25 protein-coding genes are annotated in these 25,962 nt (G+C 60.4%); 12 read left to right on the top strand and 13 right to left on the bottom strand.

All coding sequences use genetic code 11. The features are described 5' to 3' along the window. Window positions 1–58: 58 nt before the first annotated feature. Window positions 59–1,345, bottom strand: a complete 1,287-nt coding sequence (locus F475_RS23895; protein ID WP_111454867.1) for an MFS transporter — start codon at window positions 1,343–1,345, stop codon at window positions 59–61. 160 nt (window positions 1,346–1,505) lie between these two features. Here F475_RS23895 and F475_RS23890 point away from each other — a divergent pair, with 160 nt between their 5' ends. The 4 genes from F475_RS23890 (at window position 1,506) to F475_RS23875 (ending at window position 7,793) form a co-directional block, all read left to right on the top strand. Next, the gene (locus F475_RS23890) at window positions 1,506–2,435 is read left to right on the top strand and encodes a LysR family transcriptional regulator (RefSeq protein ID WP_086944846.1); all 930 of its coding nucleotides are present in this window, start codon (window positions 1,506–1,508) and stop codon (window positions 2,433–2,435) included. Between the two features lie 109 nt (window positions 2,436–2,544). Continuing rightward, on the top strand, window positions 2,545–4,467 hold the full coding sequence (locus F475_RS23885; RefSeq protein WP_111454866.1) for an IucA/IucC family siderophore biosynthesis protein: 1,923 nt from the start codon (window positions 2,545–2,547) through the stop codon (window positions 4,465–4,467). Further along, the gene (locus tag F475_RS23880; protein ID WP_018926752.1) at window positions 4,457–5,668 is read left to right on the top strand and encodes an MFS transporter; all 1,212 of its coding nucleotides are present in this window, start codon (window positions 4,457–4,459) and stop codon (window positions 5,666–5,668) included. Before F475_RS23885 ends, F475_RS23880 begins: the two co-directional genes overlap by 11 nt. A gap of 13 nt (window positions 5,669–5,681) precedes the next feature. After that, the gene (locus tag F475_RS23875; protein WP_111454865.1) at window positions 5,682–7,793 is read left to right on the top strand and encodes a TonB-dependent receptor; all 2,112 of its coding nucleotides are present in this window, start codon (window positions 5,682–5,684) and stop codon (window positions 7,791–7,793) included. Between the two features lie 63 nt (window positions 7,794–7,856). Here F475_RS23875 and F475_RS23870 read toward each other — a convergent pair whose 3' ends face one another. From F475_RS23870 to F475_RS23860, 3 genes are read right to left on the bottom strand one after another with little or no spacing between them, the layout of a single operon-like run. Beyond that, window positions 7,857–8,399: a DUF2937 family protein gene (locus F475_RS23870; RefSeq protein WP_018926754.1), complete on the bottom strand. Its 543-nt coding sequence runs from the start codon at window positions 8,397–8,399 to the stop codon at window positions 7,857–7,859. Window positions 8,400–8,413: 14 nt separating this feature from the next. Further along, window positions 8,414–9,190 carry a class II glutamine amidotransferase gene (locus F475_RS23865; protein ID WP_018926755.1) on the bottom strand — a complete coding sequence of 259 codons (777 nt, stop codon included), beginning with the start codon at window positions 9,188–9,190 and terminating at the stop codon, window positions 8,414–8,416. A gap of 32 nt (window positions 9,191–9,222) precedes the next feature. Beyond that, window positions 9,223–9,720 carry a hypothetical protein gene (locus F475_RS23860; RefSeq protein WP_026286473.1) on the bottom strand — a complete coding sequence of 166 codons (498 nt, stop codon included), beginning with the start codon at window positions 9,718–9,720 and terminating at the stop codon, window positions 9,223–9,225. 102 nt (window positions 9,721–9,822) lie between these two features. Between F475_RS23860 and F475_RS23855 the strand changes: the two genes are divergently transcribed. Both F475_RS23855 and F475_RS23850 read left to right on the top strand, forming a co-directional pair. Beyond that, window positions 9,823–11,877 carry a S9 family peptidase gene (locus F475_RS23855; RefSeq protein WP_111454864.1) on the top strand — a complete coding sequence of 685 codons (2,055 nt, stop codon included), beginning with the start codon at window positions 9,823–9,825 and terminating at the stop codon, window positions 11,875–11,877. 86 nt (window positions 11,878–11,963) lie between these two features. Then, window positions 11,964–12,437: a cyclic nucleotide-binding domain-containing protein gene (locus F475_RS23850; RefSeq protein WP_018926758.1), complete on the top strand. Its 474-nt coding sequence runs from the start codon at window positions 11,964–11,966 to the stop codon at window positions 12,435–12,437. A 3-nt stretch (window positions 12,438–12,440) separates the two neighbouring features. On the opposite strand, the gene F475_RS23845 is transcribed toward F475_RS23850, so the two are convergent. Then, a complete protein-coding gene (locus F475_RS23845) occupies window positions 12,441–12,725 on the bottom strand; it encodes a hypothetical protein (RefSeq protein WP_018926759.1) in 285 nt (94 codons plus the stop codon). 95 nt (window positions 12,726–12,820) lie between these two features. On the opposite strand from F475_RS23845, the gene F475_RS23840 reads away from it, so the two are divergent. From F475_RS23840 to F475_RS23825, 4 genes are all read left to right on the top strand, one after another. After that, window positions 12,821–13,507: a spermidine synthase gene (locus F475_RS23840; RefSeq protein WP_018926760.1), complete on the top strand. Its 687-nt coding sequence runs from the start codon at window positions 12,821–12,823 to the stop codon at window positions 13,505–13,507. A gap of 49 nt (window positions 13,508–13,556) precedes the next feature. Further along, a complete protein-coding gene (locus tag F475_RS23835; protein ID WP_007942195.1) occupies window positions 13,557–13,931 on the top strand; it encodes a YajD family HNH nuclease in 375 nt (124 codons plus the stop codon). A 107-nt stretch (window positions 13,932–14,038) separates the two neighbouring features. Beyond that, a complete protein-coding gene (locus F475_RS23830; protein ID WP_007942196.1) occupies window positions 14,039–14,509 on the top strand; it encodes an RNA methyltransferase in 471 nt (156 codons plus the stop codon). An 80-nt stretch (window positions 14,510–14,589) separates the two neighbouring features. Next, window positions 14,590–14,967, top strand: a complete 378-nt coding sequence (locus tag F475_RS23825) for a DUF2892 domain-containing protein (RefSeq protein WP_018926761.1) — start codon at window positions 14,590–14,592, stop codon at window positions 14,965–14,967. A gap of 61 nt (window positions 14,968–15,028) precedes the next feature. On the opposite strand, the gene F475_RS23820 is transcribed toward F475_RS23825, so the two are convergent. Beyond that, window positions 15,029–16,258 (bottom strand): hypothetical protein, encoded by a 1,230-nt coding sequence (locus F475_RS23820; RefSeq protein WP_111454863.1) that lies wholly within the window; start codon window positions 16,256–16,258, stop codon window positions 15,029–15,031. Window positions 16,259–16,417: 159 nt separating this feature from the next. Then, window positions 16,418–16,867, bottom strand: a complete 450-nt coding sequence (locus F475_RS23815) for a YcgN family cysteine cluster protein (protein ID WP_007942199.1) — start codon at window positions 16,865–16,867, stop codon at window positions 16,418–16,420. Between the two features lie 274 nt (window positions 16,868–17,141). Here F475_RS23815 and F475_RS23810 point away from each other — a divergent pair, with 274 nt between their 5' ends. Next, window positions 17,142–17,735 (top strand): nitroreductase family protein, encoded by a 594-nt coding sequence (locus F475_RS23810; protein WP_007942200.1) that lies wholly within the window; start codon window positions 17,142–17,144, stop codon window positions 17,733–17,735. Between the two features lie 91 nt (window positions 17,736–17,826). Here F475_RS23810 and F475_RS23805 read toward each other — a convergent pair whose 3' ends face one another. The 6 genes from F475_RS23805 to F475_RS23780 all read right to left on the bottom strand — a co-directional run bounded on the left by F475_RS23805 (window position 17,827) and on the right by F475_RS23780 (window position 24,354). After that, window positions 17,827–18,759, bottom strand: coding sequence for a D-2-hydroxyacid dehydrogenase (locus F475_RS23805; RefSeq protein WP_111454862.1), 933 nt, complete (start codon window positions 18,757–18,759; stop codon window positions 17,827–17,829). Window positions 18,760–18,878: 119 nt separating this feature from the next. Beyond that, window positions 18,879–19,172 (bottom strand): YcgL domain-containing protein, encoded by a 294-nt coding sequence (locus F475_RS23800; RefSeq protein WP_064619695.1) that lies wholly within the window; start codon window positions 19,170–19,172, stop codon window positions 18,879–18,881. After that, window positions 19,169–20,302 carry a ribonuclease D gene (gene rnd / locus F475_RS23795; protein ID WP_018926765.1) on the bottom strand — a complete coding sequence of 378 codons (1,134 nt, stop codon included), beginning with the start codon at window positions 20,300–20,302 and terminating at the stop codon, window positions 19,169–19,171. Before rnd ends, F475_RS23800 begins: the two co-directional genes overlap by 4 nt. A 117-nt stretch (window positions 20,303–20,419) precedes the next feature. Beyond that, complete coding sequence (locus tag F475_RS23790) at window positions 20,420–21,082, bottom strand: class I SAM-dependent methyltransferase (RefSeq protein WP_086944842.1); 663 nt, start codon at window positions 21,080–21,082, stop codon at window positions 20,420–20,422. Window positions 21,083–21,155: 73 nt separating this feature from the next. Continuing rightward, window positions 21,156–22,805, bottom strand: a complete 1,650-nt coding sequence (locus F475_RS23785) for a phosphoethanolamine transferase (protein WP_111454861.1) — start codon at window positions 22,803–22,805, stop codon at window positions 21,156–21,158. A gap of 166 nt (window positions 22,806–22,971) precedes the next feature. Beyond that, window positions 22,972–24,354, bottom strand: a complete 1,383-nt coding sequence (locus F475_RS23780) for a glutamine synthetase family protein (protein WP_111454860.1) — start codon at window positions 24,352–24,354, stop codon at window positions 22,972–22,974. Between the two features lie 414 nt (window positions 24,355–24,768). On the opposite strand from F475_RS23780, the gene F475_RS23775 reads away from it, so the two are divergent. Beyond that, complete coding sequence (locus F475_RS23775) at window positions 24,769–25,953, top strand: cyanate transporter (protein WP_111454859.1); 1,185 nt, start codon at window positions 24,769–24,771, stop codon at window positions 25,951–25,953. Window positions 25,954–25,962: the final 9 nt, after the last annotated feature.

Genomic DNA, 25,962 nt, shown 5'->3' with positions numbered 1-25,962 from the left:
TTTGTCTTTTTAGCTGAAGGGCATCTGCCCCTCAGATTATCAGTTACCGGACATTCGGTTATTCGGCGTCGAGTTGTTTGCCACAGGTTTCCGGCAAGCTGAGCGCCGCCAGGATCACCACCCCGTAGGACACCGCCGCGAAAGCCCCGATTCCCACGCTCAATGGCACCTTCTGACTGAGCAAGCCGATCAGCAGCGGAAACAACGCCGCCAGTGCCCGACCGATGTTGTAGCAAAAACCCTGGCCCGAGCCGCGAATCCGCGTTGGAAACAACTCGGTCAGAAACGAACCCATGCCGCTGAAAATCCCCGAAGCGAAGAAGCCCAAGGGGAAGCCCAGCCAGAGCATCACGCCGTTGCTGACCGACAATTGGGTGTACAGCAAAACAATGGTGAACGAGCCGACGGCAAACAGAATGAAGTTCTTTTTACGACCAAGGATGTCAGTCAGATACGCGCTGATTACATAACCGACGTAAGACCCGATGATCACCATCGCCAGATAACCGCCCGTGCCGAGTACGCTCAAGCCCCGCTCGTTCTTCAGAAACGTCGGCAGCCAGGAGGTGATCGCGTAGTAACCGCCGAGTGCGCCGGTGGTCAGTATCGACGCGCGAATCGTGGTGAAGAGGATGCCGGGGGCGAAAATCTCGTAAAACTTCGCCGGGTTGCCTGGCTCTTGCCTGGCTTTGGCTTCGCGGTAGATTTCCGGATCCTTGACCAGGCGACGGACGAAGATCACGAAAATCGCCGGCACGATGCCAAGAATGAACAGCGCACGCCAGGCGTCTTCTGGCGGCAACACCGAGAACAGCAGCGCATACAGAATGGCTGTCAGCCCCCACCCCAACGCCCAACCCGACTGCACCATGCCGACGGCTTTGCCACGGTCCTTGGCGCGGATCACTTCGCCCATCAGCACCGCGCCGGCGGTCCATTCACCACCGAAACCGAAGCCCATCAACGTGCGGCTGATCAACAGTTGCTCGTAGTTCTGGGCGAAGCCGCAGAGGAAAGTGAAGAACGCAAACCACAGCACTGTCAGTTGCAAGGTACGCACCCGACCGATGCGGTCGGAGAGAATCCCCGCCACCCAACCACCGATGGCCGAGGCGATCAGCGTGCTGGTGTGGATCAGCCCGGCCTGACCGGTGGTGATGCCCCACATGGCAATCAGGGTCGGCACCACGAAGCTGAGCATCTGGGTGTCCATGCCGTCCAGCCCATAGCCGATCTTGCAGCTCCAGAACGTGCGACGCTCCTGTTTGTTGATGTTGCGGTACCAGTCGAAAGGTCCCGGGCGAGCCGTGGTTTTGGGGATGTCGAGGGTGTCGGGTGCACTCATGGCAAAATCTCCGTGCATATTTTATTGGTATTGTTCTGAGCCCCGACGACGCCTATCGTGGGAACCGGATGGCCTGATTTTTGGGCGGTTGGCCCCGCTGCGTCCAACTAATAAAACCCCGCCCTAGACATAAGAAAAACTTTATCCACGAGCTGACCCCATGAACCTGAAGTTTCTCGAGACGTTTGTCTGGGTCGCCCGACTCAAGAGTTTTCGCCTGACGGCGGACAAGCTCTTCACCACCCAAGCGTCGATTTCCAGCCGCATCGCCGTGCTCGAAAGCGAGCTCGGGGTGAAGCTGTTTCTGCGCGACTCCCGCGGTGTGAGCCTGACCCCCGAAGGCCTGAAAGTGCTCGAATATGCCGAGCAGATGATGGACACGATGCAGTCGCTCAAGCAGTCGATCGAAACGCGTTCGAGCAAGGCCGGGCGGGTGCGGATCGGCGTCATGGACACGGTGATCCACACCTGGCTCAGCCCCTTGGTGGCACAGATGATGGATCACTATCCGCTGGTGGAAATCGAGCTGGTGGCCGATACCGCGCTCAACCTCTGCGATCAGCTGCAAAAAGGCTTTCTCGATCTGATCCTGCAAACCGACCTGCTGCGCCAGGAAAGCGTGCGCAGCCTGGAGCTGGCCAGTCATCCGATGGGCTGGATCGTGGCCAGCAATTCCATCTACAACCGTGAGTATTCAGGTGTCGCCGACCTGGCACGGGAGCGGATCATCACCTATTCGAAAAACTCCCGTCCGCACCAGGACATCTTGAGCCTGATGCAGGCCAACGGGGTCATGGCGCCACGGCTGAACTGCGTGAACTCGGTGTCGGCGATTACCCGATTGCTGCGGGACGGTTTCGGTATAGGCGCACTGTCGCCCGTGCTGGTGGCCGAGGAATTGGCCCGGGGAGAGTTGACCTTGCTGGCCATCGATCAGCGACCAGCGAATTTGCCGGTGGTGGTGTCGTGGCGGGTGGGTGTGGAGTGGGTCGAAGAAATCGTGGCGCTGTGTCAGCAAGTCGTGGAGTGCTATGCGCAGAAAGTGGGCGAGCACTACATCGTCTTGAGCAAACCGCAGGCCAGAGCCTGAAAGGCATTTTCCGAAGTGTAAATATGAACCACTATCATTTGCATTAATTTTTCAAAACGGTATTCTTTGCGCGCTTTCAGAATCAATTGTCCAGAAGGAGTCGGACCTGATGCGCGATTACACGCAACAACAGCAGCAATTGCTCGCTCACTGGAGCGAAGCTCTCGGTACTCAGGCTTTCCAGTCCCACCGCATCACGCTCGATCATTTGAGCAATGCCCTGGAGCCCGCCGCCCAGCGCTGTTTCCAACGCCTGATCCAGGCGCTGTTCCGTGAAGAGCTGATTGATCCCGACACCTGCGAATACGACGACACCAGCCGCTGCTGGCTGCCGCTTGGCGATGGCGCGCATCTTTGCTTCGAGCATTTGTCCAGCAGCAGAATGAACAGCTGGGACGTACGCGGCAGCATCGTCCTGCACACCCCCGACAAACTGCCGCACAAAATCCAGTTGCCCAGCGAACTGCTCGCTCACCTCAGCACTCAGCTCAATCCGCCAGCCTCCCCGCAGGTACTGGAACGTCTGGCCCGGGAGCTGGATGACAGCTTCAGCAACGACACCCTGTGCCTGGCGTTTCACCACGGATGGACCGAGCGCCTGAGAGAGCAGATCGACACCGGATACGATGACAATCTGCTCGCCTGGCTCAAAGCCAGCCCCTGCCACCAGAACCCTACGTCGCTGCTCGAACAGTGGGGGACTCTCGGCCATCCGTGGCACCCGAACTACAAGACCAAACTGGGCTTGAGCGCCGCTCAGGTCATCGCTTTCTCGCCAGAATTCGAAGCGAGTTTTCCGATCGTGCTGTGCGCCCTGCACCGCCAGTACGCACATGTTGAAGCGCTGGCTGGCACCACGGACTACTGGGATTGGTGGCAAGGTCACTTCCCACAGGCCGCCGAGCAATTGCAACGCCATTTGCAGCAGCTGGGCCTGGACGCAAAGGACTACCTCCCGCTGCCGTCGCACCCATGGCAAGCCCATGAAGAGCTGCCACATTCGTTTGCCAACGAGATCGCCGACAACCTGCTGATCGTCACTGACATCGTGGCGTTTACCGGCCACCCGACCATGTCCTTCCGCACGGTCCTGCCGCAGGCCAGTCGCACGGCACCGATGGTCAAACTGCCGGTGGCTTTGCGCCTGACCAGCGTGCAGCGCACCGTGTCGCCGCGCTCGGCCCGGATGGGTCCGCGCATCAGCCAACTGGTATTGGATATCCTCGATCAGGAACCGCAGATTCAGCGCCTGCTGAACATCGTTCCAGAGCGCATCGGCGTGCATTACGCACCACTGCCGGCCGATGACGAACGCTCCCGGCATGCTGGCGTACTGTATCGCGACAACCCGCTGACCCTGCTGCAAGCAGGCGAGTTGGCGGTGCCGGTCGGCAGCCTGTTCGCCGTCAACGAATTCGAACAACCGTTGCTGCGTGATTGGGTCAGACTGGCTCAAGGCCGGGACGACAGCGAGGCCATGCTGACGTTCTTCGATGATTACCTGTCGATTGCCGTACCAAGTCTGCTGGGCATCTATCTGATGTACGGCGTGGCGTTCGAAGCGCACCAGCAAAACAGTTTCATGGTGATGGGCGCTGACGGGCAGCTGAATCGGCTGCTGTTGCGTGATTTCGGCGACGTTCGTATCGATCGCAAAACCCTGCACGCCAAGGGTCTGGATATCCAGCTGCACGATCCGAAAATGACCCTGTATGACGACGCAGGCTTTGTCCGCGACAAACTCCTGCACACCACCTTCATGTGCCACCTCGGTGAGCTGACGTTGCTTTGTGCCCGCCACTGGAATGTGCCGGAAAATATCCTGTGGGAGCGATTGGCAGCGCACGTTGCACAGTGCTTCGAGAGCTTGCGCGAGCGCGTTGAACCGGCACGTTGGGAAAGCGAGCGCCAGGCCTTGCTGGAACAGGATTGGCCTGCCAAATCGTTCATGCGCATGCGCTTGCTCGACAGTCATGCCGACATCGTCGGACGCCTGAGTAACCCGCTGCGACCCAACACCCATGCTCGCTGACGGTCGCGCCCTGCGACTGCTGATCGTCATCCAGTTTGTCTCCATGGGCGCCATGGAGATGAGCGGCCCGTTCTGGCCCTTGCAGATCCAGCATCTGCTCGGGCCCGAAGGCGCCGGCTACACCGCGCTGTTATCGGCGATGGTCTATGCCGGCCCGATGCTGGCGGCCATGTTGCTGACCCCCCTGTGGGGTCGGCTGGGGGATCGCACCGGGCACAAACCGATGATTGTTCGGGCGTTGCTGGCCCTCGCGCTGTGCCAAGGCTTGGCAGCCATCACCCTCGACCCGTGGCTGCTGGTGGGTATTCGCGTGATGCAAGGCGCATTGGCCGGTTTTCTCGCGGCCGCGCAAGCCTATGCCCTGGCCTGCTGCGACAGTGCCAGACGGGGTCACACCCTGGCCCGCCTGCAATCGGCAACCGCCGTCGGCTCGTTGATCGGCCCGGTGCTGGGTGGCTGGCTGATGGACGTCTCGGGGTTTGCCTTGCTGTGTTATGGCGCGACGGCGATTTGCCTGCTGTGCGCACTGGGGAGTTTTTTCCTGCCGGCCGACAAGGCGCGAACCGCGAAGAAAAAACCTGTTGAGCCGGTGGCCCTGCCCAAAGGCTGGCTCAGTGGAATCCTGTTGGTGATCGTGTTGATTCAGGCGGCGAAGATGATGCCGCAGTCGTTCTACGCCCTATATGTCGCGAACATTCTGCATGCCCCAAGCTGGCTGATCGGCGCCACCTACGCGGCGAGCGCCGCGACCCTGGCCATTTCCGCCCCGCTGTGGGGACGCCTGTTCGACCGCTGGCAGCCGGCCTACACCCTGCGCGTCATCGAAGGCGTGGCCTGGTTATGTGCCCTGACGCTGGCGGCCACGGCATTGGCCAATGAATGGCTGGGCTTTCTCGTCAGCCGACTCGTCTGGGGCATCTGGCAAGGCGCCCTGCTGCCCGTCGCCTATGCCCTGATCGCCAACACCGTTTCCATCACACAGCAGGGCTTCGCGCTCGGCCTCGGTAACAGTGCGGCAAAGGCTGGTGCTCTGCTCGGTGTCGTCCTTGGCGGTATCGGCATGGGCCTGGTGGGCCTGGCCCACAGTTTCTGGCTGGTGGCACTGACCTACGCCATAGCCGCCATCGGCATCCGCTGGGTGCGGTCGTTCAACGCTACGCCTGACCGCTCGACCTTATCGCCCCACACTTATCACAACTAAAAAAGACCACGTCATGACCCGAACCAAACTCTCCCTGCTGATCCCGCTACTTGGCACCTTCAGCGCCCAGGCCTGGGCCGAGGACACCGAACAGCAGCCCCGCACCTTGAACATGCAAGCCACCGTCGTGTCCGCGACTCGCAGCGAAGCGAGCATCGCTTCGATTCCGGGCTCGGTCCAGGTGATCGACGAGCAGCAAGTCCGTGAGCAGAGCGGCGCGGGTCGCCGGGTCTCCGACATCCTCGGGCAATTGGTCCCGGGTATTGCGCCATCGAGCGGCGGGATGAGCAACTTCGGCCAGACCCTGCGCGGGCGTAACATGCTGGTGTTGATCGACGGCGTATCGCAGAACGCCACCCGTGACAACTTCCGCCAGCTCAACAGCATCGCCCCGGCCAGCATCGAACGCATCGAAGTGATCTCCGGCGCCAGCAGCATTTACGGGGCCGGTGCTTCAGGCGGCATCATCAACATCATCACCAAGCGCAATCAGGGCCAGGACATTGCCTACAGCAGCAAACTGGGCCTGACCAGCGGTAACAACCTCAACAGAAAAGGCTTCGCCTACGAAGCTTTCCAGAGTGCCACCGGGCGCAAGGACGCGTTGGACTGGTATGTGTCCGCCGACCTGACCCAGCGCAACGACCAGTTCGACGGCAACGGCAACCGCATCCCCCAGGACACCTCCCAGGGCAGCAACATGGACACCGAAACCTATGACCTGCAAGGTCGTTTCGGTTACGAACTGGATGCCGACAAGAAAATCAGCCTGTCGCTGCAGGACTACAAGGACCAGCAGGACACCGGCTACACCAAAGACCCGAAAAACTCGCAGCAAGCGGTGGCCGTCAAAGGGCTGAAACTCGACGACCAACCCTATACCCATAACCAGGCGGTCAATCTCAACTACACCGACAAGGACTTCTACGGTCAGGGCCTGCAACTGGAAAGCTACTGGCGCCGCGCCGATGCACTGTTCTTTCCAGACCTGTCGCGAGGCAGAGCCGGGATCTCCAACAACAACAGTGTGCAGGACGTCTACGGCCTGCGCGCGGCCATCGACACGCCGCTGCCGGCGATCGGAAGCGCCACGGGCAATCTGGTCTGGGGCGCCGACTATGACAATGAGCGCTCCCGTCAACGAGGTGATCAATACACGCTCAATGGCCTGAACTACACCAAGACCGGCACCACCTACGAGCTGGGTCCGGACATCGAAACCACCACCAAATCGCTGTTCGGACAGATGTCCTGGGACATCGGAGACTGGACCTTGCGTGGCGGAGTGCGCCGTGAATGGATCGAAAGCGACGTCTCCGACAGCATCGCCTACGGTCAGATCGTCCAGACCGGCATACGCGCAACGCTGCCCGGTGACACCCTCAAATACGACGCCACGCTGTACAACCTGGGGGCGGTCTACCACCTGAGTGAAAACCAGGACGTCTTCGCCAATTACAGCCAGGGGTTTTCGCTGCCGGATATCCAGCGCTTCATGCGTGACGTCAGCAGCACCTTCGACATCCAGAGTCTTAACGCCCAGGCCATCAAGGTCGACAGTTACGAGTTGGGCTGGCGTGGCAACTGGGACCAGTGGCAGGCCGACGTCACCGTGTACGAAAACACCTCGGACGTGACCCAGTTCTACGATGCCAATGATCGAGTATTGCGCCTGATCAACCAGAAAGAGCGAGTTCGCGGCATCGAAAACAGCCTGACCTACCGCGCGACCGATCACTGGTCGGTGGGTGGCACTTATGCCTGGGCCAAAGGCGAGACCGAGCAGAACGGCAAATGGATCGATCTGCCGGCCACACGCATCTCACCCGCCAAGACCACACTGTTCGTCGGCTACACCGAAGACGACTACAGCCTGCGCCTGCAAGGCATGCGTTTGGCCAATTACGATGCCGCCGCCAAGGACGACAATGGACGCGACATCGAAGGTTATACGCTGGTGGACCTGCTCGGCTCCGTGCAACTGCCGGTCGGTCGTCTTGAAGGCGGCGTGTACAACCTGACCAATCGCACGTACCAGAACCTGTTCACCCAAGCCAACGCCAGAGCGCCGTACGCCAATGCCGAAGGCCGCACGCTGAGCATGAGCTACTCGGTCGATTGGTAAAAACAGGAGCCGGCTTGCCAGCGATGCGATCTCGCGGCAATCGCCGGCAAGTCGGCTCCAGTGTTACAACCCGCGCAAATCCCGCTCTTCGATCGGCCGGCTCTGGCGCAGGCGCTTGCCGCCCAGCACCACCCAGTCGATCAGTCGGAACAGGCATTCAATGCCGAACGACAGCAGCAACGCGCCGCTCATGCCCCAGATCATCGCTTCCGGCGTCAGCAGGATCTGGTAGCTGTAGCCGTTCCAGGTTTCCTTGCGAATATCCGGGTCGGCCGCCAGCACCACTTGCAGGAAGCGGATGTACCACGGGCCCTGCATGGCCTGGAATTGCTTGTCGAGGGCCAGTTGACGGGTGAGCAAGGCGCTCAGGCTGTCGGCATCGCTGCGAAAGATCGGGTCTTCGCTGGCACGGTAATGGGCCACCAACGCCTGCATGTCGCCCTTGAAAAACTGATTGGCAGTGCCCTGAAAACCGCTCAAACCGCTCTGCGCCTCGATCAGATGCGCCTCGACCCGCTTGGCATAGTCACTGATGAACCCAGGCACCTGGACGCCGATCAACAGGCCTGCCGCAAACAACACCAGCCGTAGATAACTGAGCAACATGGGGGGAGAGATCCTTATTCGGTATTGCCCTGGCTGACGCATTCACCGCGTCGCCAGAGGCTCCATTGGCCCGGTTCGTAGCGGGTCCAGGTTTCGTTTTCGGTCAAGGGTTCGGTGGCGATCACCGTGACCACGTCGTTGGGCGTGGTTTCGGCCTGGAAGTCGACGATCACATCGACATCCTTCAAGCGTGCCGGGCCGAACGGGGCACGGCGAGTGATTTGCGCCAGTTTGGTCGAGCAGTAGCAGAACAGCCAGTCGCCGTCGCTGAGCAAGCAGTTGAACACGCCTTTGCTGCGGTACTCGGCACAAGCGGCCACCAGGTCCGGCAGCAGTTCTTCGATCTCTACCGGCTCAGGGAACGCAGCACGCACCCGGTTGAGCAAATCGCAGAATGCCGCTTCGCTGTCGGTATCGCCGACGGGGCGGTAGAAACTGGCGGTCGGGTTGAAGTCGGCCAACTGGCCATTGTGGGCGAAACACCAGTTGCGGCCCCACAACTCGCGCACAAACGGATGGGTGTTGGACAGGCAGACCTTGCCGACATTGGCCTGGCGGATGTGGCCGATCACCACTTCGCTCTTGATCGGATAGCGCTGCACCAGGTTCGCCACTTCCGACTCGCTGCTCGCCGCCGGGTCCTGGAACAGGCGCAGGCCACGGCCTTCATAGAAAGCGATGCCCCAACCGTCACGGTGCGGTCCGGTGCGGCCGCCGCGCTGCATCAGCCCGGTGAAGCTGAACACGATATCGGTCGGGACATTGGCGCTCATGCCCAATAACTCACACATGCTCGGACTCTCGATTCAATGCAGGGGCACAGTTACAGACGCGGCTCGACCCGCAGTCGCTGCGGGTTGCTCGGCACCGGTGGCCGACCGTAACGATCATCGCCGGCACCGCCGAACGGTTGATCGCCTTCAGGCTCGTCGGTGCGCGCCGCAGCCTTGGCCGCCTCCGCCCGCTCCTTGCGAGCCTTGGATGCGCGCTCGATCGGGAAACGGATCGCCACGAGCACCAGGTAAAGGCCGAAGGCAATCATGCTGTACATGAACAGGTCGGAAATCGCCCGCCAGGCGTTGTTGCCGACCTTGAACAGCAGATCCAGCACAGTAATGGCAATGGCCGGGGCGACCTTTTCCTTCACCGGGTCAATGATGGTCGGGCTGAACAGCAACACTGCCATCAGCAGCCGCAGCGGCTCACGCAGCCAACGCCACATCCAGCGGGTGATGCGCATCCACACCAACAGGCAGCCTAAAGCGGCAAAGGCGTAGAGGCCCCAAGCGATCAGATAGTCGTTCTCGGTCATGGTGTCCATGGCAAGGCAGGCAAAGAGGCGCTTATAGTAACGACTTTTCGCACTTCAGGCTGCCCCGCCGTCTGCGATCCCCCAATTTCGTACAACGTTCGAGAGTCCTTCATGCCCCTATCCGCCAACGTTTCCGACGCGCCCATTGCCCACAAGGCCGACGGCGATGACCCGTATGCCTGGCTGCAGGAGCGCGACACCGACGCAGTGCTCGATTACTTGAAAGCTGAAAACCGCTATCAGGAGGCGCAAACCGCCGATCAGGCTGGGCTGCGCGAAATCCTGTTCGAAGAGATCAAGGGGCGGATTCTCGAAACCGATCTGTCGCTGCCCTCGCCCTGGGGCCCGTACCTGTATTACACCCGCACCACGGCCGGCGACGAATACGCCCGTCATTACCGCTGCCCACGTCCGACCGATGGCAGCCTGCACATCGACGAAAGCCAGGAACTCCTGCTGCTCGATCCGAACGTGCTGGCCAAGGGCGGTTTCTTTTCCCTGGGCGCGTTCAGCGTCAGCCCGGACCACCAGCGCCTGGCCTACAGCATCGATTCCAGTGGCGAGGAGGTTTACACGCTGTTCGTGAAGGAATTGTCCAGCGGCCGCGTCAGTGAACTGGAATTCCAGGACTGCGACGGCAGCATGACCTGGGCCAATGACAGCCTGACGCTGTTCTTCGGTGAACTCGACGACACCCATCGCCCGCACAAACTGTTCCGCTATCGGCTGGACGGCACCGCCGCCGAAGAAGTGTTCCATGAACCGGACGGCCGATTCTTCCTGCATTGCTACCGCTCAAGCTCCGAACGGCAATTGCTGCTGTCGCTGGGCAGCAAGACCACCAGCGAAGTCTGGGTGCTCGACGCCTCGCGGCCCCATCAGGCCTTTACCTGCCTGGCACCACGGGTCGAAGACCATGAGTACGATGTCGACCACGGCAAACTCGATGGCGAGTGGACGTGGTTGATCCGCACCAACCGCGACGGCATCAACTTTGCCCTGTACCAGGCCGCCGACACCGGCGTCGCGCCGACCGAAGCCGACTGGCAGAACCTGATCCTCCACAGCGACGCGGTGATGATCGATGGCATGAGCCTGAACGCCGAGGCCATGACCTTGAGCCTGCGTGAAGGCGGCCTGCCGATCATTGAAGTCCGCCCACAAGGCCTGGCGCCGTATCGCGTGCAATTACCGGACGCGGCCTACAGCCTGCATGTGCAGAACAGCCTGGAATTTGTCAGCGACAGAATCCGTCTGCGCTACGAGGCCTTGAACCGTCCGGCGCAAATCCGTCAACTGATCCTGGCCACCGGCGAGCAGAAAGTCCTCAAGGAAACCCCGGTGCTCGGCCCGTTCGACGCCGACGCGTACGTCAGCCAGCGGCTTTGGGCCACGGCCCCGGACGGTACGCAAGTGCCGATCAGCCTGGTGGTCAAACGCGAGTTCCTCGGTAAACCGACGCCACTTTATCTGTACGGATATGGCGCTTACGGCGAAAGCCTCGACCCGTGGTTCTCCCACGCCCGCCTGAGCCTGCTGGATCGCGGCATGGCGTTTGCCATCGCGCATGTTCGCGGCGGCGGTGAATTGGGTGAAGCCTGGTATCGCGCCGGCAAGCAGGAACACAAGCACAACACTTTCAGCGACTTCATCGCCTGCGCCGAACACCTGATCGCCAACGGTTTCACCACCTCATCGCAGCTGGCAATCAGTGGCGGCAGCGCCGGTGGCCTGCTGATCGGCGCGGTGCTCAATCAGCGGCCGGAGCTGTTCGGTGCGGCAATAGCCGAAGTGCCGTTCGTCGACGTGCTCAACACCATGCTCGACCCGGAGTTGCCGCTGACCGTCACCGAATACGACGAATGGGGCAACCCGCAAGAGCCAGACGTCTATGATCGGATCAAGGCCTACGCCCCGTATGAAAACGTCACCGCGCAAGCCTATCCGGCAACGCTGGTGATCGCCGGCTACAACGACAGTCGCGTGCAGTACTGGGAAGCGGCCAAGTGGGTGGCGAAATTGCGCGCGACCAAAACCGACACCAATCCCCTGCTGCTCAAGACTGAATTGGGCGCCGGGCATGGCGGGATGAGCGGTCGCTACCAGGGATTACGTGACGTAGCCCTCGAATACGCATTTGTTTTGAAGGTTTTGGGCATTGCCTGAGGAACTTGGCCCGGCGTCCCGGTCTTAACACCAGACGCCGGGCGCGCCTGGAACAGCAACAGACACAAGAAAAAGACCGTGACGACATGTCAGAACCGACCTTACTGAACAAAGAAATTCGCGACTGGCTGATGGACTGCGGCCTGTTCGATCAACTGCTGCCGGCCGACTTCGTGGCGGCTTCAGGTTACTTCAGCATCAGCACCATCGCCGAAGGCGAAGAGATCTTCCATGAGGGCGATGCCGGCAGTTTCATGTGCATCATCCACACCGGCCAGGTTGCGGTGCAGAAGACCAACAGCGAAGGGCAACCGGTGACCATGGCCACCTTGCGCAGCGGTCGGGCGTTCGGCGAAATGGCCGTGCTCGACGGCGAACGGCGCTCAGCCAGTTGTGTGGCCGCGAGCAACTGCCAGTTGCTCAACCTGGGCAAGGACTCCCTGGAAAAGATGCTCAACGAAGCGCCGAAAATCGCCGCCAAGATCATCCGCGCCCTCGCCGTCTCCCTCTCCAAACGCTTGCGCATGGCCGACGGGCAACTGCTCTCGCAGCAGATCTAGACACTATCCGCCCGGCGTTTTGATTTTCGTCGTGCTCGGTTCAAGGCCCGGCAAGGTCTGGTCCTTGGGCGGGTTGGGCATTTCGATCGGCGGCAACAATGGTGGCCCACCGTTGCCGGTCTTGGGCACAGTGGTCGGGGTAATCTGCGGGTACGGCGTCGGCGTAGCAGTGCCGGGCGAACCGGGTATCGGCGTAGGGCCGGTGGGGATGGTTTGCTGCTCCTGGGCCTGCACTGCAGTTATCGAGAGCGCGGCCAAGGCAATGGCCGTTAGAATGATGCGCTTCATCAATGGCTCCGTTGGCCTTGTGGTCTATTGCAGGCTACTCCCAACTGCGCTCGTTTGCCTTCTTCCGCCTGTCATTTTCTCCTCAAGAGAGCCCCATGAAACGTTTCGTTCTGCTCGACACCACCCCCATTCCTGAAAACGGCGGTGCCCTGTGCCTGTTCGAATACGGCGAAGACTTCGTCATCAAGATTCAGGGCGGCGATGGCGGGCAGTTGATGAACACCCGCATGCACGGCTCCGAAGATGCCCTGGCGCAAATCCCCTGCCGCAAGGTCGCCGGCCGGCCGAATTCGCGGGTATTGATCGGCGGCCTGGGCATGGGCTTCACCCTCGCCTCGGCGCTCAAGCATTTGGGTAAGACCGCTGAAGTGGTGGTCGCCGAACTGGTGCCCGGCGTGGTGGAGTGGAACCGTGGGCCGCTGGGGGAAAAAGCCGGCAACCCATTGCTCGACCCGCGTACGGTGATCCGCATGGAAGACGTGGCCAAGGTGCTGCAAGCCGAGCCGCAGGGTTTCGACGCAATCATGCTCGACGTCGACAACGGTCCCGAAGGCCTGACCCAGAAAGCCAATAGCTGGCTGTACTCCGCCGGTGGCCTGAGCGCCTGCGCCAAGGCCCTGCGACCCAAGGGCGTGCTGGCGGTGTGGTCGGCCAGCGCTGACCGGCAGTTTTCCGACAAGCTGAAAAAGGCCGGCTTCAAGGCCGAAGAAGTGCAGGTCTTCGCCCACGGCAACAAAGGCACCCGCCACACCATCTGGATTGCCGAGAAGCTCAAGGGCTAGGCTAAACTTCAACACATAACCGTCATTAGTCTTTTACAAAGGTGAACCCATGAGTTCGTCAACGCCTCCAACCAACACCTCAAAGTTGGACCGCATCCTCGCCGACAACCAGCGCGACAAGGAAATGGGTTACCGCGACAAGGCCCTGAAGATGTACCCGCACGTGTGCGGCCGCTGCGCCCGTGAGTTCTCCGGCAAACGCCTGAGCGAACTGACCGTGCACCACCGCGACCACAACCACGACAACAACCCGCAGGACGGCTCGAACTGGGAGCTGTTGTGCCTGTATTGCCATGACAACGAGCATTCGCGTTACACCGATCAGCAGTATTTCGACGAAGGCTCGCTGAGTACGCCAAAGATTGCCAAGGCGACGCATAACCCGTTTGCGGCGTTGGCCGGACTGATGAAGAAAGAAGACTGAAGGTCTGCTGATCGTTCCCACGCTCCGTGGGTACGATCATCTCCAAACTGAACACCCCTCCCCCAATCCCCGTATAATCGCGCTTTTTTCCCGAAGGCACCCCGCTCGTGGCAGACAAACGGTACAGCTGCATTGGTTTGTATAACCCCAAATCACCGGAGAACGTCGGTTCGGTGATGCGCGCCGCCGGTTGCTATGGCGTGGCGTCGGTGTTTTACACCGGCAAGCGCTATGAGCGCGCCGCCGACTTCGTCACCGACACCAAGAAAGTCCACTACGACATTCCGCTGATCGGCATCGATGACCTGAAGAAAATCCTGCCGCTGGGCTGTGTACCGGTCGCGGTAGAACTGGTCGACGGCGCCCGCTCGCTGCCGGAATACACGCACCCGGATCGCGCCCTCTACATCTTCGGCCCCGAAGACGGTTCACTGGATAAAGAGATCCGCGACTGGTGCGAAGACGTGGTCTATATTCCGACCACCGGCTGCATGAACCTGGCGGCCACGGTCAACGTGGTGCTGTACGACCGCATGGCCAAGGGCAACAACACCCGCTCAGGCCCGAAATTCCGCTGAATCACCGCACATCCGATGGAACGAGCCGAGCGCCTCGGCAGTCAGCTTAATTATCCATTCTTGAAGCCTGGAGACAGATCATGAGCGACCTCAAACGCGTAGAGCGCATCGAATCCACCCCGTTCCAGACTCAGCCCGCGCAGAACGTCCAGGGTTGGGAGCGCATCGGTTCCCTGGCCGGTGGCGTGGTGATGGTCGGCAAAGGCCTGCGGCGCGGTGGTGTGTTCGGGTTGATTCAAGTGGCCATTGGCGGCGTAGCGATGGCCCGGGGTATTACCGGGCACAGTTCGGCGAAAAGCTTTCTGGAAAAGAGCCGTCAGGACATGGTTAACGCTCGGGCCAGGATTGAGCGTGCCGGGGAAGAGTTGAGTCGGTTGAAGGCCAATGCCGAGGCGGCGACCAAAACCGCCACCGTGACCGGGAATGATTCTTTGAAGTCGCCGAAAGCCGGGGTTTGATCCGGAATTTTCGGCGAGGCTCAGGGCCTCTTCGCGACCCGACTTGCCCGCGAAGGCGGTATTACTGAAGCAACCCGGTATCAAGCACCTTGGAAGACTCGCCAATAACGCTCTCACTGAGCTGAACGAATTCCTTGGTATCGACACTCTCCAAACGCATCGCCCCACGCAATACATCATCCAGCGAACGCTTGTTGCGGGTCTTCAGGCGAATCTCGCGATCCAGTTCCTGCAGCAACACCACCGCTTTGGCCACCTGCGCCGGGTTGATCTGCTCCCCGCGCAAGGTCGTGACCTTCTGGCTGGCCTTGGCCAACTTGCCCAGCAGGCCCTCATACCGCTCATCACTCATGCCGCCCGCTCGGCGCACCAGTTCGATGGCGTAATACTCGGCAAACCCTTCGCTGATCCAGCCGCTACGCTGGCTGTCGTTGATCCGCCCGAACGCCTGAGCCAATTCACGCATCAAGGCACTGCTGCCGCTTTCGCTGACCAGCGGCAGGCGGCTATTGAGATAGATCGATTCCCGCGCGGCCAGGCTGCCACGCCACATCGGGTCATTGGCGCCGACGATCAGCAATTTGCTGGGGTGACGCGGAAAAACTTCCTGCACTTGCGGCCACACGAACGTCAGCAGCGTCAGCACATCCATGCGGCGCATCCCCTGGCCTTGGGGCGAGGCCACGGTGACTTCGGTTTCCCCCAACCGCGTGCGACGGCTGCCGAGGTTACCGGCGAGCATCCAGCCAGTGGGACGGTCGAACAGGCGCGAGACGTTATCGATGCGGAACTTGTTTTTGCCGATCCGCGGCCAGGCGGTTTCGACGCTTTTCCAACCGGTGGGCAATTCGAATTCCAGGCGTGACACCAACTCGATACCGTCCTGCTGATCGAGTTTCGCTGCGGGCACCAGGTCATCGCCACGCATCAGCGCCCACGTTGGCGTCATGCGTGTATCGAAGCTGCCGCTCTTGCGCCCGTGGCTGATGCGCACGCGGTAGGTCAGGCTGGCCTTGTCGGCGGCCGGGCGCCAGACACCACGGACCTGCGTGCCCGGTGTTAGCTGCCATTGGCCGTCGGCCTTGAAATCACTGTAGTGACTGCCGTCGCCCAAGTCGAAATCCAGACTGCGCACTGCCGAGCCTTGGGCCAGGGTCAGGCGCACTTCGGCCTGATCGCTTTGCGGCAACAGGCGCACGTGATAATCCAGATCGACTTTCTTCGCCGCCCACACGGGCGAACTCAGGGCCAGCAGCCCGACAGCCAACGCCCGGAGCACTCCCACCGCCATACACACTCCTATTGTGGCGAGCGAGCTTGCTCGCGCCGGGCTGCGTAGCGGCCCAAAATTCTTGTGATCACCGCCGATTTTGTGAGTGCTGCGCACTGGAGCGCCAGCCCGGTCAAGCGGGAGCAAGCACCCTCGCCACAGACTAAATGGCATCGGGAATTAACCCGCGCGAAAAATCAGATGATCTTCCCAATCGTCTTCGGCCACGCTGCCTTCGGCGAGCATGCGCCCGGACTGGGAAATACGTTCGTGATGCACCGCATCACGATCACCGCACACCAGGTGATGCCAGAGCGGCAGGTCCTTGCCTTCGCTGACCAGTCGATAACCGCAGGTCGGCGGCAACCATTTGAACTCATCGGCCTTGCCCGGCGTGAGCTGGATGCAATCGGGGACAAAGTCGCGACGGTTGGGGTAATCGGTGCACTGACAGGTTTTGAGGTCCAGCAGTTTGCAGGCGATACGCGTGTAGTAGACGGCGTTGTCGTCTTCATCCTCGAGCTTTTGCAGGCAGCACAAGCCACAGCCGTCGCACAGCGATTCCCATTCCTCTTGATCCAGTTGATCGAGGGTTTTGCGTATCCAGAACGGTTCGACTTTGGCGGCCATGGCTCAAGCATCAACATCAGGTGGTGAAAAGGCCGCCAGTCTAGTGCCAAGGCATCGGCGGGCCAAGCATTGGCGACTGCCGGTACGACGGCACTTGTCAGTTTTTGCGCCACCCAGTAGCTTTGCCAGTCGCAAGGAGCCCTCCCCAAGTGCCATTAACGCTCAACCGCGTTGCATTCAGGTGAACTGCTGGCTCAAAAAAACCGGCGCTCAGCTCAACTGTACCCGCCGGTTTTTCGACGACCCCCACTTTCAAACGTAAAGGAATCTCTTGATGAGTGCTAATCCACGCGTTGCCGATTACGCCATTCACCCTCAGTTCACCGATCGCTGGTCGCCCCGCGCCTTCACCGGTGAAACCATTCCCGAAGAGACCCTGCTGAGCTTCTTCGAAGCCGCCCGCTGGGCACCATCGGCGTACAACTCGCAGCCTTGGCGGTTTCTCTATGCGCGTCGCGACACGCCGAACTGGGAGCGTTACCTGGGCCTGCTGAACGAGTTCAACCGCAGCTGGGCGCAGCACGCCTCGGCGCTGGTGATCGTGATCTCGAAAACCACCTTCGTGGCACCTGGCGCCAGCGAAGAAACCCCGGCGCTGTGGCACACCTTCGACACAGGTTCCGCCTGGGGCCACCTGGCGTTGCAAGCGAGCATCAGCGGCTGGCACACCCACGGCATGGCCGGTTTCGATCAGGAGCTGACCCGCAAGGAGCTGAACATTCCTGAAGGCTACGCGCTGCACGCCGCCGTGGCGATCGGCAAGCTGGGCGACAAGGCGACACTGGCCGAGTACCTGCAAGCACGTGAAGAGCCAAGCCCGCGTCGTCCGCTGAGCGAGTTGGCGGCTGAAGGTAATTTCACCCTGTAAAAACAAAAGATCGCAGCCTGCGGCAGCTCCCTACAGGTGTTCACAAAGCCCTGTAGGAGCTGCCGCAGGCTGCGACCTTTTCAGCTGCGCCTCAATACCCGCGCGCGAAATCCACTTCCCCACGCAACGCTTCACCCGCCTGATACGCCCGCAGGTTCTCGACAAACAGCTTCACCATCGCCGGTGGCGAGGTCGGTGCCGAGCTGTGGCCGGTCAGCAGCAGGCCCCACGCGGTCCAGAACGGATGACGTTGCGGCAGTGGTTCCTGACGGCAGACGTCGATCACAGCCCCGGCCAGATGCCCTTCCTTCAAGGCTTCCACCAGATCCGCATCGACCACCGCAACGCCGCGTCCGACGTTGATGAACAACCCCGTCGCCTTGAACTGCTTGAACAGGGCAGCGTCATACAGGTCGTGCGTATTGGGGGTATTCGGCAGCAGATTGATCACGTAATCCACCTCACCGACCAGGCGCGGCAAATCGCTCAGCGCGCCGACTTCGACAAAAGGCGCCTGCTCCCGGGCGGTGCTGGCGACGCCGTATAACTCGACGCCAAACGGCAGCAGAAACTGCGCCACTGTCTGACCGATATCACCGGTGCCGACAATCAGCACCTTTCGTCCAGCCAGGCTTTGACCCTGGCGATTGTCCCATTTGCGCTCGACCTGGCTGACCAGCCGCGCCAATACTTCGCGCTCGTGGCCGAGCATGTAAGTCAGCACGTATTCAGCCATGACCTGACCGAAAATCCCTACCGCGCGAGTCAGCCGATAGTGCCGTGGCAAGCCATCGGCCAGCAGCGGCGTGATACCGGCCCAGGTCGACTGCAACCATGCAGGCGTGTGGCCCTGACGCAACAGCGTCGCCAGCAGGTCCGGCTGACCGAGCCAAACCTGGCAGTCGGCCGCCTGACGGGCCAGTTCGGCGGAGTCGCCGCTGGTCAATACTTCCAGATCAGGAGCTGCCTGACGCAACAGTTGGGCATACACAGGGTGGTCGTGTTCAGCAATCAGAACGCGCATGTTTCAAACCTTTCAAAAGCAGTGCAGACGACCGCCGACAGAGGATCACTCCATCGTCACGGCCATCGCCAAAATCATTCCAGTGTTTCATAAGGCTCTGAATAGAGCCTGTCTGCCGATTACATCGGGTCGTTGCGGCGCAGCAATTCTTCCGGCAAGTGTTCGATGTATTCATCCTCGGCCGGTGGCATTTGCAGGTGGTAGCCCTGCTTTTCGAGGTTCTCCAGTACTACAGCAATGTCTTCGCGCGACAGCTTGCGCTCGGGGGTCAACACCAGGTCGAAAGCGTGGATGGCTTTGCCGAAAGCCGCCATCAGGGGTTCAGGCACGCGCTCCAGTGCATCGCTTTTGAGCACATAGAGGTACATCCCGCTTTTCTTCGAGCTTCGATAAATCGAGCAAATACGTTTCAAGGCTGTTCTCCGGCGGTGGCCAGGCTGTCGAGCAGCGCCTGGCCCATCAATTCGCGGCGCCAGCCACGCAGCGAATCAGGCAATTGGTAAGGACCATTGGGGAAGCCGCTCTTGAGCAGCGCTTCCAGGGTTTTCTTGCGCAGCATCAGCTCCGGCGCGATGTTCAGGCGCTCGGCTTCGGCCTGGCCGATGGCACGCAGCTGTTTGACCAGCGCGGCGGCTTCCACCGGCAATGGCTCCGGCACCGCTGGCGGCCACTGATCAGGCGACACACTGCCAGAGCGCTTGATCAGATCAAGCAGAAATTCGCCGTCCTGACGCACGGTGCGCGGGTGCATGTCTTCGATTTTCGCCAGTGCGCCGAGGTTGTCCGGTTGGGTGCGTGCCAACGGCCACAGTGAATGTTCACGGATAATGCGGTTGCGCGGCAGATCACGGGCGCGGGCTTCACGCTCGCGCCAGGCGCAGAGTTCACGCAACACGGCGAGCTGGGCGCGGGACAGCTTCCAGGCCAGTTTGGCGTCGCGATAGACCTCGTACGGGTCGACCTCGCGCCGCAGATTGGCGACCAGCTCGGCACCGTCTTCCAGGACCCACGCGTATTTTTCGTCAGAAAGCTTCGGACGCAGCTGTACGAAAACCTCCGCCAGATGCACGGCATCTTCGGCCGCGTAACTGATCTGAGTCTCGGACAGTGGACGTTGCAGCCAGTCGGAACGGGTCTCGCCCTTGGGCAGGTCGATGCCGAGCACGTCCTGCACCAGCCGCGAATAGCCCATGGAGAAACCCAGGTTCAGGTAAGCAGCGGCCAGTTGGGTGTCGAACAGCGGCGCCGGCAGACTGCCGGTCAGGCGCAGCAGGACTTCGAGGTCTTCGCTGCACGCATGCACGACCTTGACCACGGCCTGGTTTTCCAGCAACGCGGCCAGGGGCTGCCAGTTGTCGATGGTCAGTGGGTCAATCAGGTAAGCGCGTACGCCATCGCCGATCTGCAGCAGACCTGCGATCGGGTAAAAGGTGTCGACCCGCATGAATTCGGTGTCGAGGGCAACGAATGGCAGCTGCTGCCACTCGGTGCAAAACTGACCGAGGCTATCGTTGTCGCGAATCCAGTGAATATCGATGGCCACACGGCTCTCCCTTGAAGAATGGCGCGCAGTATATATCGCCCCCGGCGATTTCCGCGCATCCACTGAACAAGAGCTTTAGCGAAAATACCTGCCGGACAGCAAGAATTGTCTGAAAGGCTAGCTGTCCTTACGCAACACGTAGACCCGCATCCGCGTGCAACCCGGTACCAAGTCCTGATGACTGAGCAAGCAGAAACCCGCTTGCCTGAACTCGGCCTCAAGCTCGGCCTTGCTGGCCTGTGGCTGGGCCTGTGCGCCCTCCACGTCCGAACGCTCGAGCTTGAAACGCCCATCAACCCGCACCGCCACAATCACGGTATCGCGACTGACCCGGTGGAACTCGCCCAGCATGGCCAATCGATGCTCGGGACAGGCAATGCGTTGAAACAGTTGCAGGCAAAAAATGCAGTCAACCGCATTCGCCGACAAGCCGATGGTGAAGGCAGAACTCTGAAAGGTCTTGATCCGTTTCAGCAGGTTCTGCGGATGGTGGGTGCTGGCGTGATCGAGCATGTCCTGAGACGGATCGGTCGCGAGAATCACCCGGTTCGCATGCTCGGCCAGAACTGGCCAGAAACGCCCGACCCCGCAGGCCACATCAAGAATCAATCCCGGTTCTCCAGCGACCTGAAGCGCGTTACGCACCAATTGCTCTTCGCGCCAGAACGTCAAACGCCCCGCCAGGCCGCGCGGTCGCGGCTGTTTACAGACGCGGGCGTGTTCCTGATCGTAGCGCCGGGCGAACTCAAGCTCGAAGGCGGATGGGGGCTGCGCGGACATGTGTAATGGCTCTTGTTGGATGTTCCAGGCGCCGCAGATTAGCGGTCGTTACGTAAAAAAAAGCTCGATTCGCTCATTTTTTGGCCAGCACACCGTCGCCCATTGCGCCGCGGCATCCGGCGAACATATCCAGACCCGGGTTGTAGACCGTGCTGTTGACCTCCAGCAGACCGAGCATCGAATGGAACAGGTTGTCCTGGCTTAAGGGTTTTTCACGATTCAGTTGCAGGCAACGGGTGTCCACCGAGAACGACTTTTGATAGCTGTCGGAGAACCACGCCAGCATCGCTACATGTTTCTGTTGTTCCGGTGCGAGCATGTAAGGCGTGCCATGCAGGAACAGGTTGTATTCGCCCAGCGACTCGCCGTGGTCCGACAGATACAGCATCGCGGTATCGACTTTGCCCTGGTTGCTGCGCAACAGATCGATCAGGGTCGACAGCACGTGGTCGGTATACACCAGCGTATTGTCGTAGCCATTGACGATGCTTTCGCGGCTGCAATTGTTCAGCGCATTGCTTTCACACACAGGTGTGAAGTGTTCGTATTCTTTCGGGTAGCGCTTGAAGTATTCCGGACCGTGACTGCCCATTTGGTGCAGGACCAGCACGGTGTCTTTATTCAGCGTGTCGATGAAGTGCTGCATGCCTTGCAGGAGAATTTCATCGCGGCACTCGCTGTTGGCGCACAGCACAGGGTCTTTCAGGTCACTCACGTCATCGACAGTGACCCGATCGCAGGTGCCTTTGCAGCCCGACTGGTTATCGCGCCAGATGACCTCGAGACCTGCACGCTTGAGCACGTCCAGCAGGCCTTCCTGGTTCTTCGCCTTGCTGGCGTCGTAATCCTTGCGACCCATGTTGGAGAACATGCAGGGCACCGACACCGCCGTTTCCGTCCCGCACGAATGCACATCGGTGAAGGCAATCAGGCCGGATTCCTTACTCAGTTTCGGCGTGGTGTCGCGGTCATAACCCAGGATGCCGAAGTTCTCGGCCCGGGCACTTTCGCCCACCACCAGTACCGTCAGGGATTTACGGTCGTGGGCCTGCCAGGCCGGTTTTTTCTGGGCATCTTCACCCAGTTTGGCGAAAGGTTGCCGTGCAGACACCACTTGCTCACGCAGATAACCGAACGAGGCACCGATGTAGTTGCTCGGCACCACCATCAGACGCAATTCATGGTGATTGCGAAACAACGACGACAGGCCTTGATAATTGACCAATGCGACACCGCCGATCACCGCAACCGACGCGACACTCACCAGCACTTTACTTAATAACTCACGGTGCCAGCGACGATAATTAACCGGGATTTTCCACAACAACCACGACGGCAAGACGCCGAGCAGCACGATATAAACAAACAGTTTTAGCGAGAGTAAGTCGCGTACTTCCGTGGCATTGGTTTCGGCGAAGTTACGCAACATACCGGCGTCGATCAGCACGCCATATTGGCTCATGAAGTACGCCACACCGGCACTGATCAGAAAGATCAGCGTCAACACGGGTTTCATCACGGGTCGGAATGCCAGCAAGGTCAGCACAATGTTGAAGGCCGCCAGGATCATCAGCCCGAACGCGACACGCATGACGATGCCTTGACCGTCTGCTGCGGTGATATCGAAGAGGTGTTGCCAGAGAACTAAATTGAACCCTGCCAATAGAAAGGCACTGGAAACCAACGTCACCCATTCGGGGCGCACGGCTTTGAACTTCAACATGTGATCGGCTGTTCCTGAAAAGAAGTGCCCGCGGCAAATGTGAAAATTTCATTGACCGAGACGCCACAAATCTTAATCAGTCAACCATCAATATTTCGTGAAAAAGAAGCCAACGAATAGTTGGCTTCTGGTATTAGGCCAAAACTTCCAACACTGGCGACCCGTTTCAAGCCTGATGCAGATACCAGCGCCAGTCCTGCTCACCGACTTCGCCCATGAATTGCCGGTATTCGGCGCGTTTCACTGCCAGATAGACACCTAGAAACTCACTGCCGAATGCTTCCCCGGCCCAATTCGAGCCTTCCAGCGCTCGCAACGTGGTCAACCAGTCGGTCGGCAACAATTGCGCGGCCTGGGCGTAACCGTTGCCCTCCACCGGCGCCCCGGGGTCAAGTTGCTCGCGGATGCCGCGATGAATACCGGCCAGGATCGCCGCCGCCGCCAGATACGGGTTGGCGTCGGCACCACAAATACGGTGCTCGATATGCCGGGAGAATGCCGGCCCGCCGGGCACTCGCAAACTCACGGTGCGGTTGTCCACGCCCCAGGTAGCCGCCAGAGGGGCGTAGCTGTTGGTCTGGAAACGGCGGTACGAGTTGGCGTTCGGACAGAACAACAGCAATGCATCGAGCAATGTGGCGAGCATTCCGCCGACCGCGTGTTTGAGCAGCGGCGTGCCGTCCGGGGCCTCGCTGGCGAACAGGTTATTGCCGTCCTTGTCCGCCAGGCTGACATGCATGTGCATGCCGGTGCCGGCCAGGTCATCGAACGGCTTGGCCATGAAACAAGCCGTCATCCCGTGCTTGTGCGCTACGCCCTTGACCAGCCGCTTGTAGCGCACGGCTTCGTCCATCGCCTGCAAAGCGTCGGTGCGGTGTTCGAGGGTGATTTCCACTTGCCCCGGCGCGTATTCGGAAATCGCCGTGCGCGCCGGAATGCCCTGGAGCTTGCAGGCGCTGTAGAGGTCGGCCAGAAATGGCTCGATCTGTTCCAGCTCACGCAAGCCGTAGACCTGAGTCCCGCGTGGCCGCCCGCCATCGACATTCCGCGCCGGTTGCGGCCGACCGTTGCCGTCGCGCTGCTGATCCAGCAGATAGAACTCCAGCTCCGCCGCCATCACCGGGTAATAACCGTCGGCCTGCAAGCCTTCGATGACCTTGGCCAGCAGGTGCCGTGGGTCGGCGATGGTCGCGGGCATGCCCTCTTGCGGATGCATGCTGACCTGCACCGCCGCCGTGGGAATCAATCGCCACGGCATGCGCTGCAAACTGCCGCTGACGGGATAAGCGCGGCAATCGATATCACCGACGTCCCAGACCAGACCGGAGTTTTCCACGTCATCGCCATTGATGGTCAGGCCCAGGATGGTACTCGGCAGCGGTCGACCGCTTTCGTACACCGCCAGCAACTCATCGCGATGCAGCAATTTGCCTCGTGGCACACCGTTGTTGTCGAGGATGAACAGCTCGAACATCTCGATATCCGGGTTCTGCTCAAGAAAGGTCAGGGCTTGCTCTTTGGTAGCGAAGGATGTCTTGGCACAGCTCATGGGAATTCTCGTCTATCCGCGTCAGGCAAACGCACAGGCGCCGCCGGTTTGATCCCGGCGCATGGCGCGGGACCTGTCAGAACAATCAACGGGAGATGCAAGAATCCGGCGGGCGCGCGTGACGGCAGTGCCACAAGGCCCAGAAGGCGAGTTCGGAAGGGAGTGCGACTGGACAACCGTCCATAGAGAAGACCGCGATAAACAGATGAGCAGCAGCGTCACACGGGCGGTTAAGCCGTTAAATCGGGATTTGAAGAACCTTGGGTGTGGATTGGCTAAACAATCGATTATTCGCTAAAGGGGATTAGCCGAGCGGTACAGTTATTTAATTTCTAAATACTGCTCCAGACTTTCTGATTTGCCGCCTCCAGGGCTCGCGCGCCTAATCGGCTCCTTGTTCCTGAAGGTCCGATTATGGAAAACGTTCGCGCAACCTCCCGCCCTGCCCTCTGGCTGATGTTCAGCATCATTCTTGTCGCCCTGAATCTGCGTCCTTCCATGGCCGCTGTCGGCCCGTTGCTGTCTGCCATTCGCGGTGACATCCCGCTGAATTTCAGCCTGGCCTCGCTGTTGACCATGCTGCCAGTCATGGCCATGGGACTGGCGATGTTCTTTGGTATCGGTATCAGTCAGCGCTTGGGCGAGCAGCGCACCGTAGTGCTGTCGCTGCTGATCATCAGCCTGGCCACGGTGTCGCGGTTGTTCCTTGATTCGGCGGCGGAACTGATCCTGAGCGCCGTACTGGCCGGCGTCGGCATTGCGCTGATTCAGGCGCTGATGCCCGCCCTGATCAAGTCCCGTTTCAGCGACAACGTTTCCGTGTGCATGGGTCTCTACGTGACGTCGATCATGGCCGGCGCGGCAATTGCGGCGTCATTCGCGCCGTTGGTGATGACCCGCACCGGCAGTTGGCGAGTGGGGTTGGCGATCTGGGCGGCACTGGCGCTGGCGGCGTTGCTGTTCTGGTGCGTTCAACGCACGGGAATGCCGACATTGGGGGAAAAGTCGTCCCGCAAAGAATCCTTTTTCCGCAGTTCCCGTGCCTGGTTACTCGCGATCTTCTTCGGCCTGGGCACGGCGTCCTACACCTGTGTCCTGGCCTGGCTGGCACCGTACTACGTGGAAAAAGGCTGGAGCGAACAACAGGCCGGCTTGCTACTGGGCTTTTTGACGGCCATGGAAGTGTTGTCGGGGCTACTGACGCCCGCCATCGCCAACCGCAGCCGTGACCGGCGCCTGGTGCTGGTGGTGTTACTGGCACTGATCATGGCCGGTTTTTGCGGTCTGATTCTGAGCCCGCAACACCTGAGCCTGCTGTGGCCGTGCCTGCTGGGACTGGGCATCGGCGGGCTGTTCCCGATGAGCCTGATCGTGTCGCTGGATCATCTGGACAATCCCCAACGCGCGGGTGGGTTGACCGCCTTCGTGCAAGGCATCGGTTACCTGATCGCCGGCCTCTCGCCGCTGATCGCCGGGATGATTCGCGATCAACTGGGCAGTTTCGAATGGGCCTGGTGGTCACTGATGGGCGTCATGGCACTGATGATTCTGATGGTTCTGCGCTTCGATCCGCGGCATTACGCCAAACACATTCATTAACCCGGAACC

This window comes from Pseudomonas sp. URMO17WK12:I6, from assembly GCF_003253625.1.
Lineage (GTDB): Bacteria > Pseudomonadota > Gammaproteobacteria > Pseudomonadales > Pseudomonadaceae > Aquipseudomonas.
This window is presented reverse-complemented; position numbering and strand designations above follow the sequence as displayed.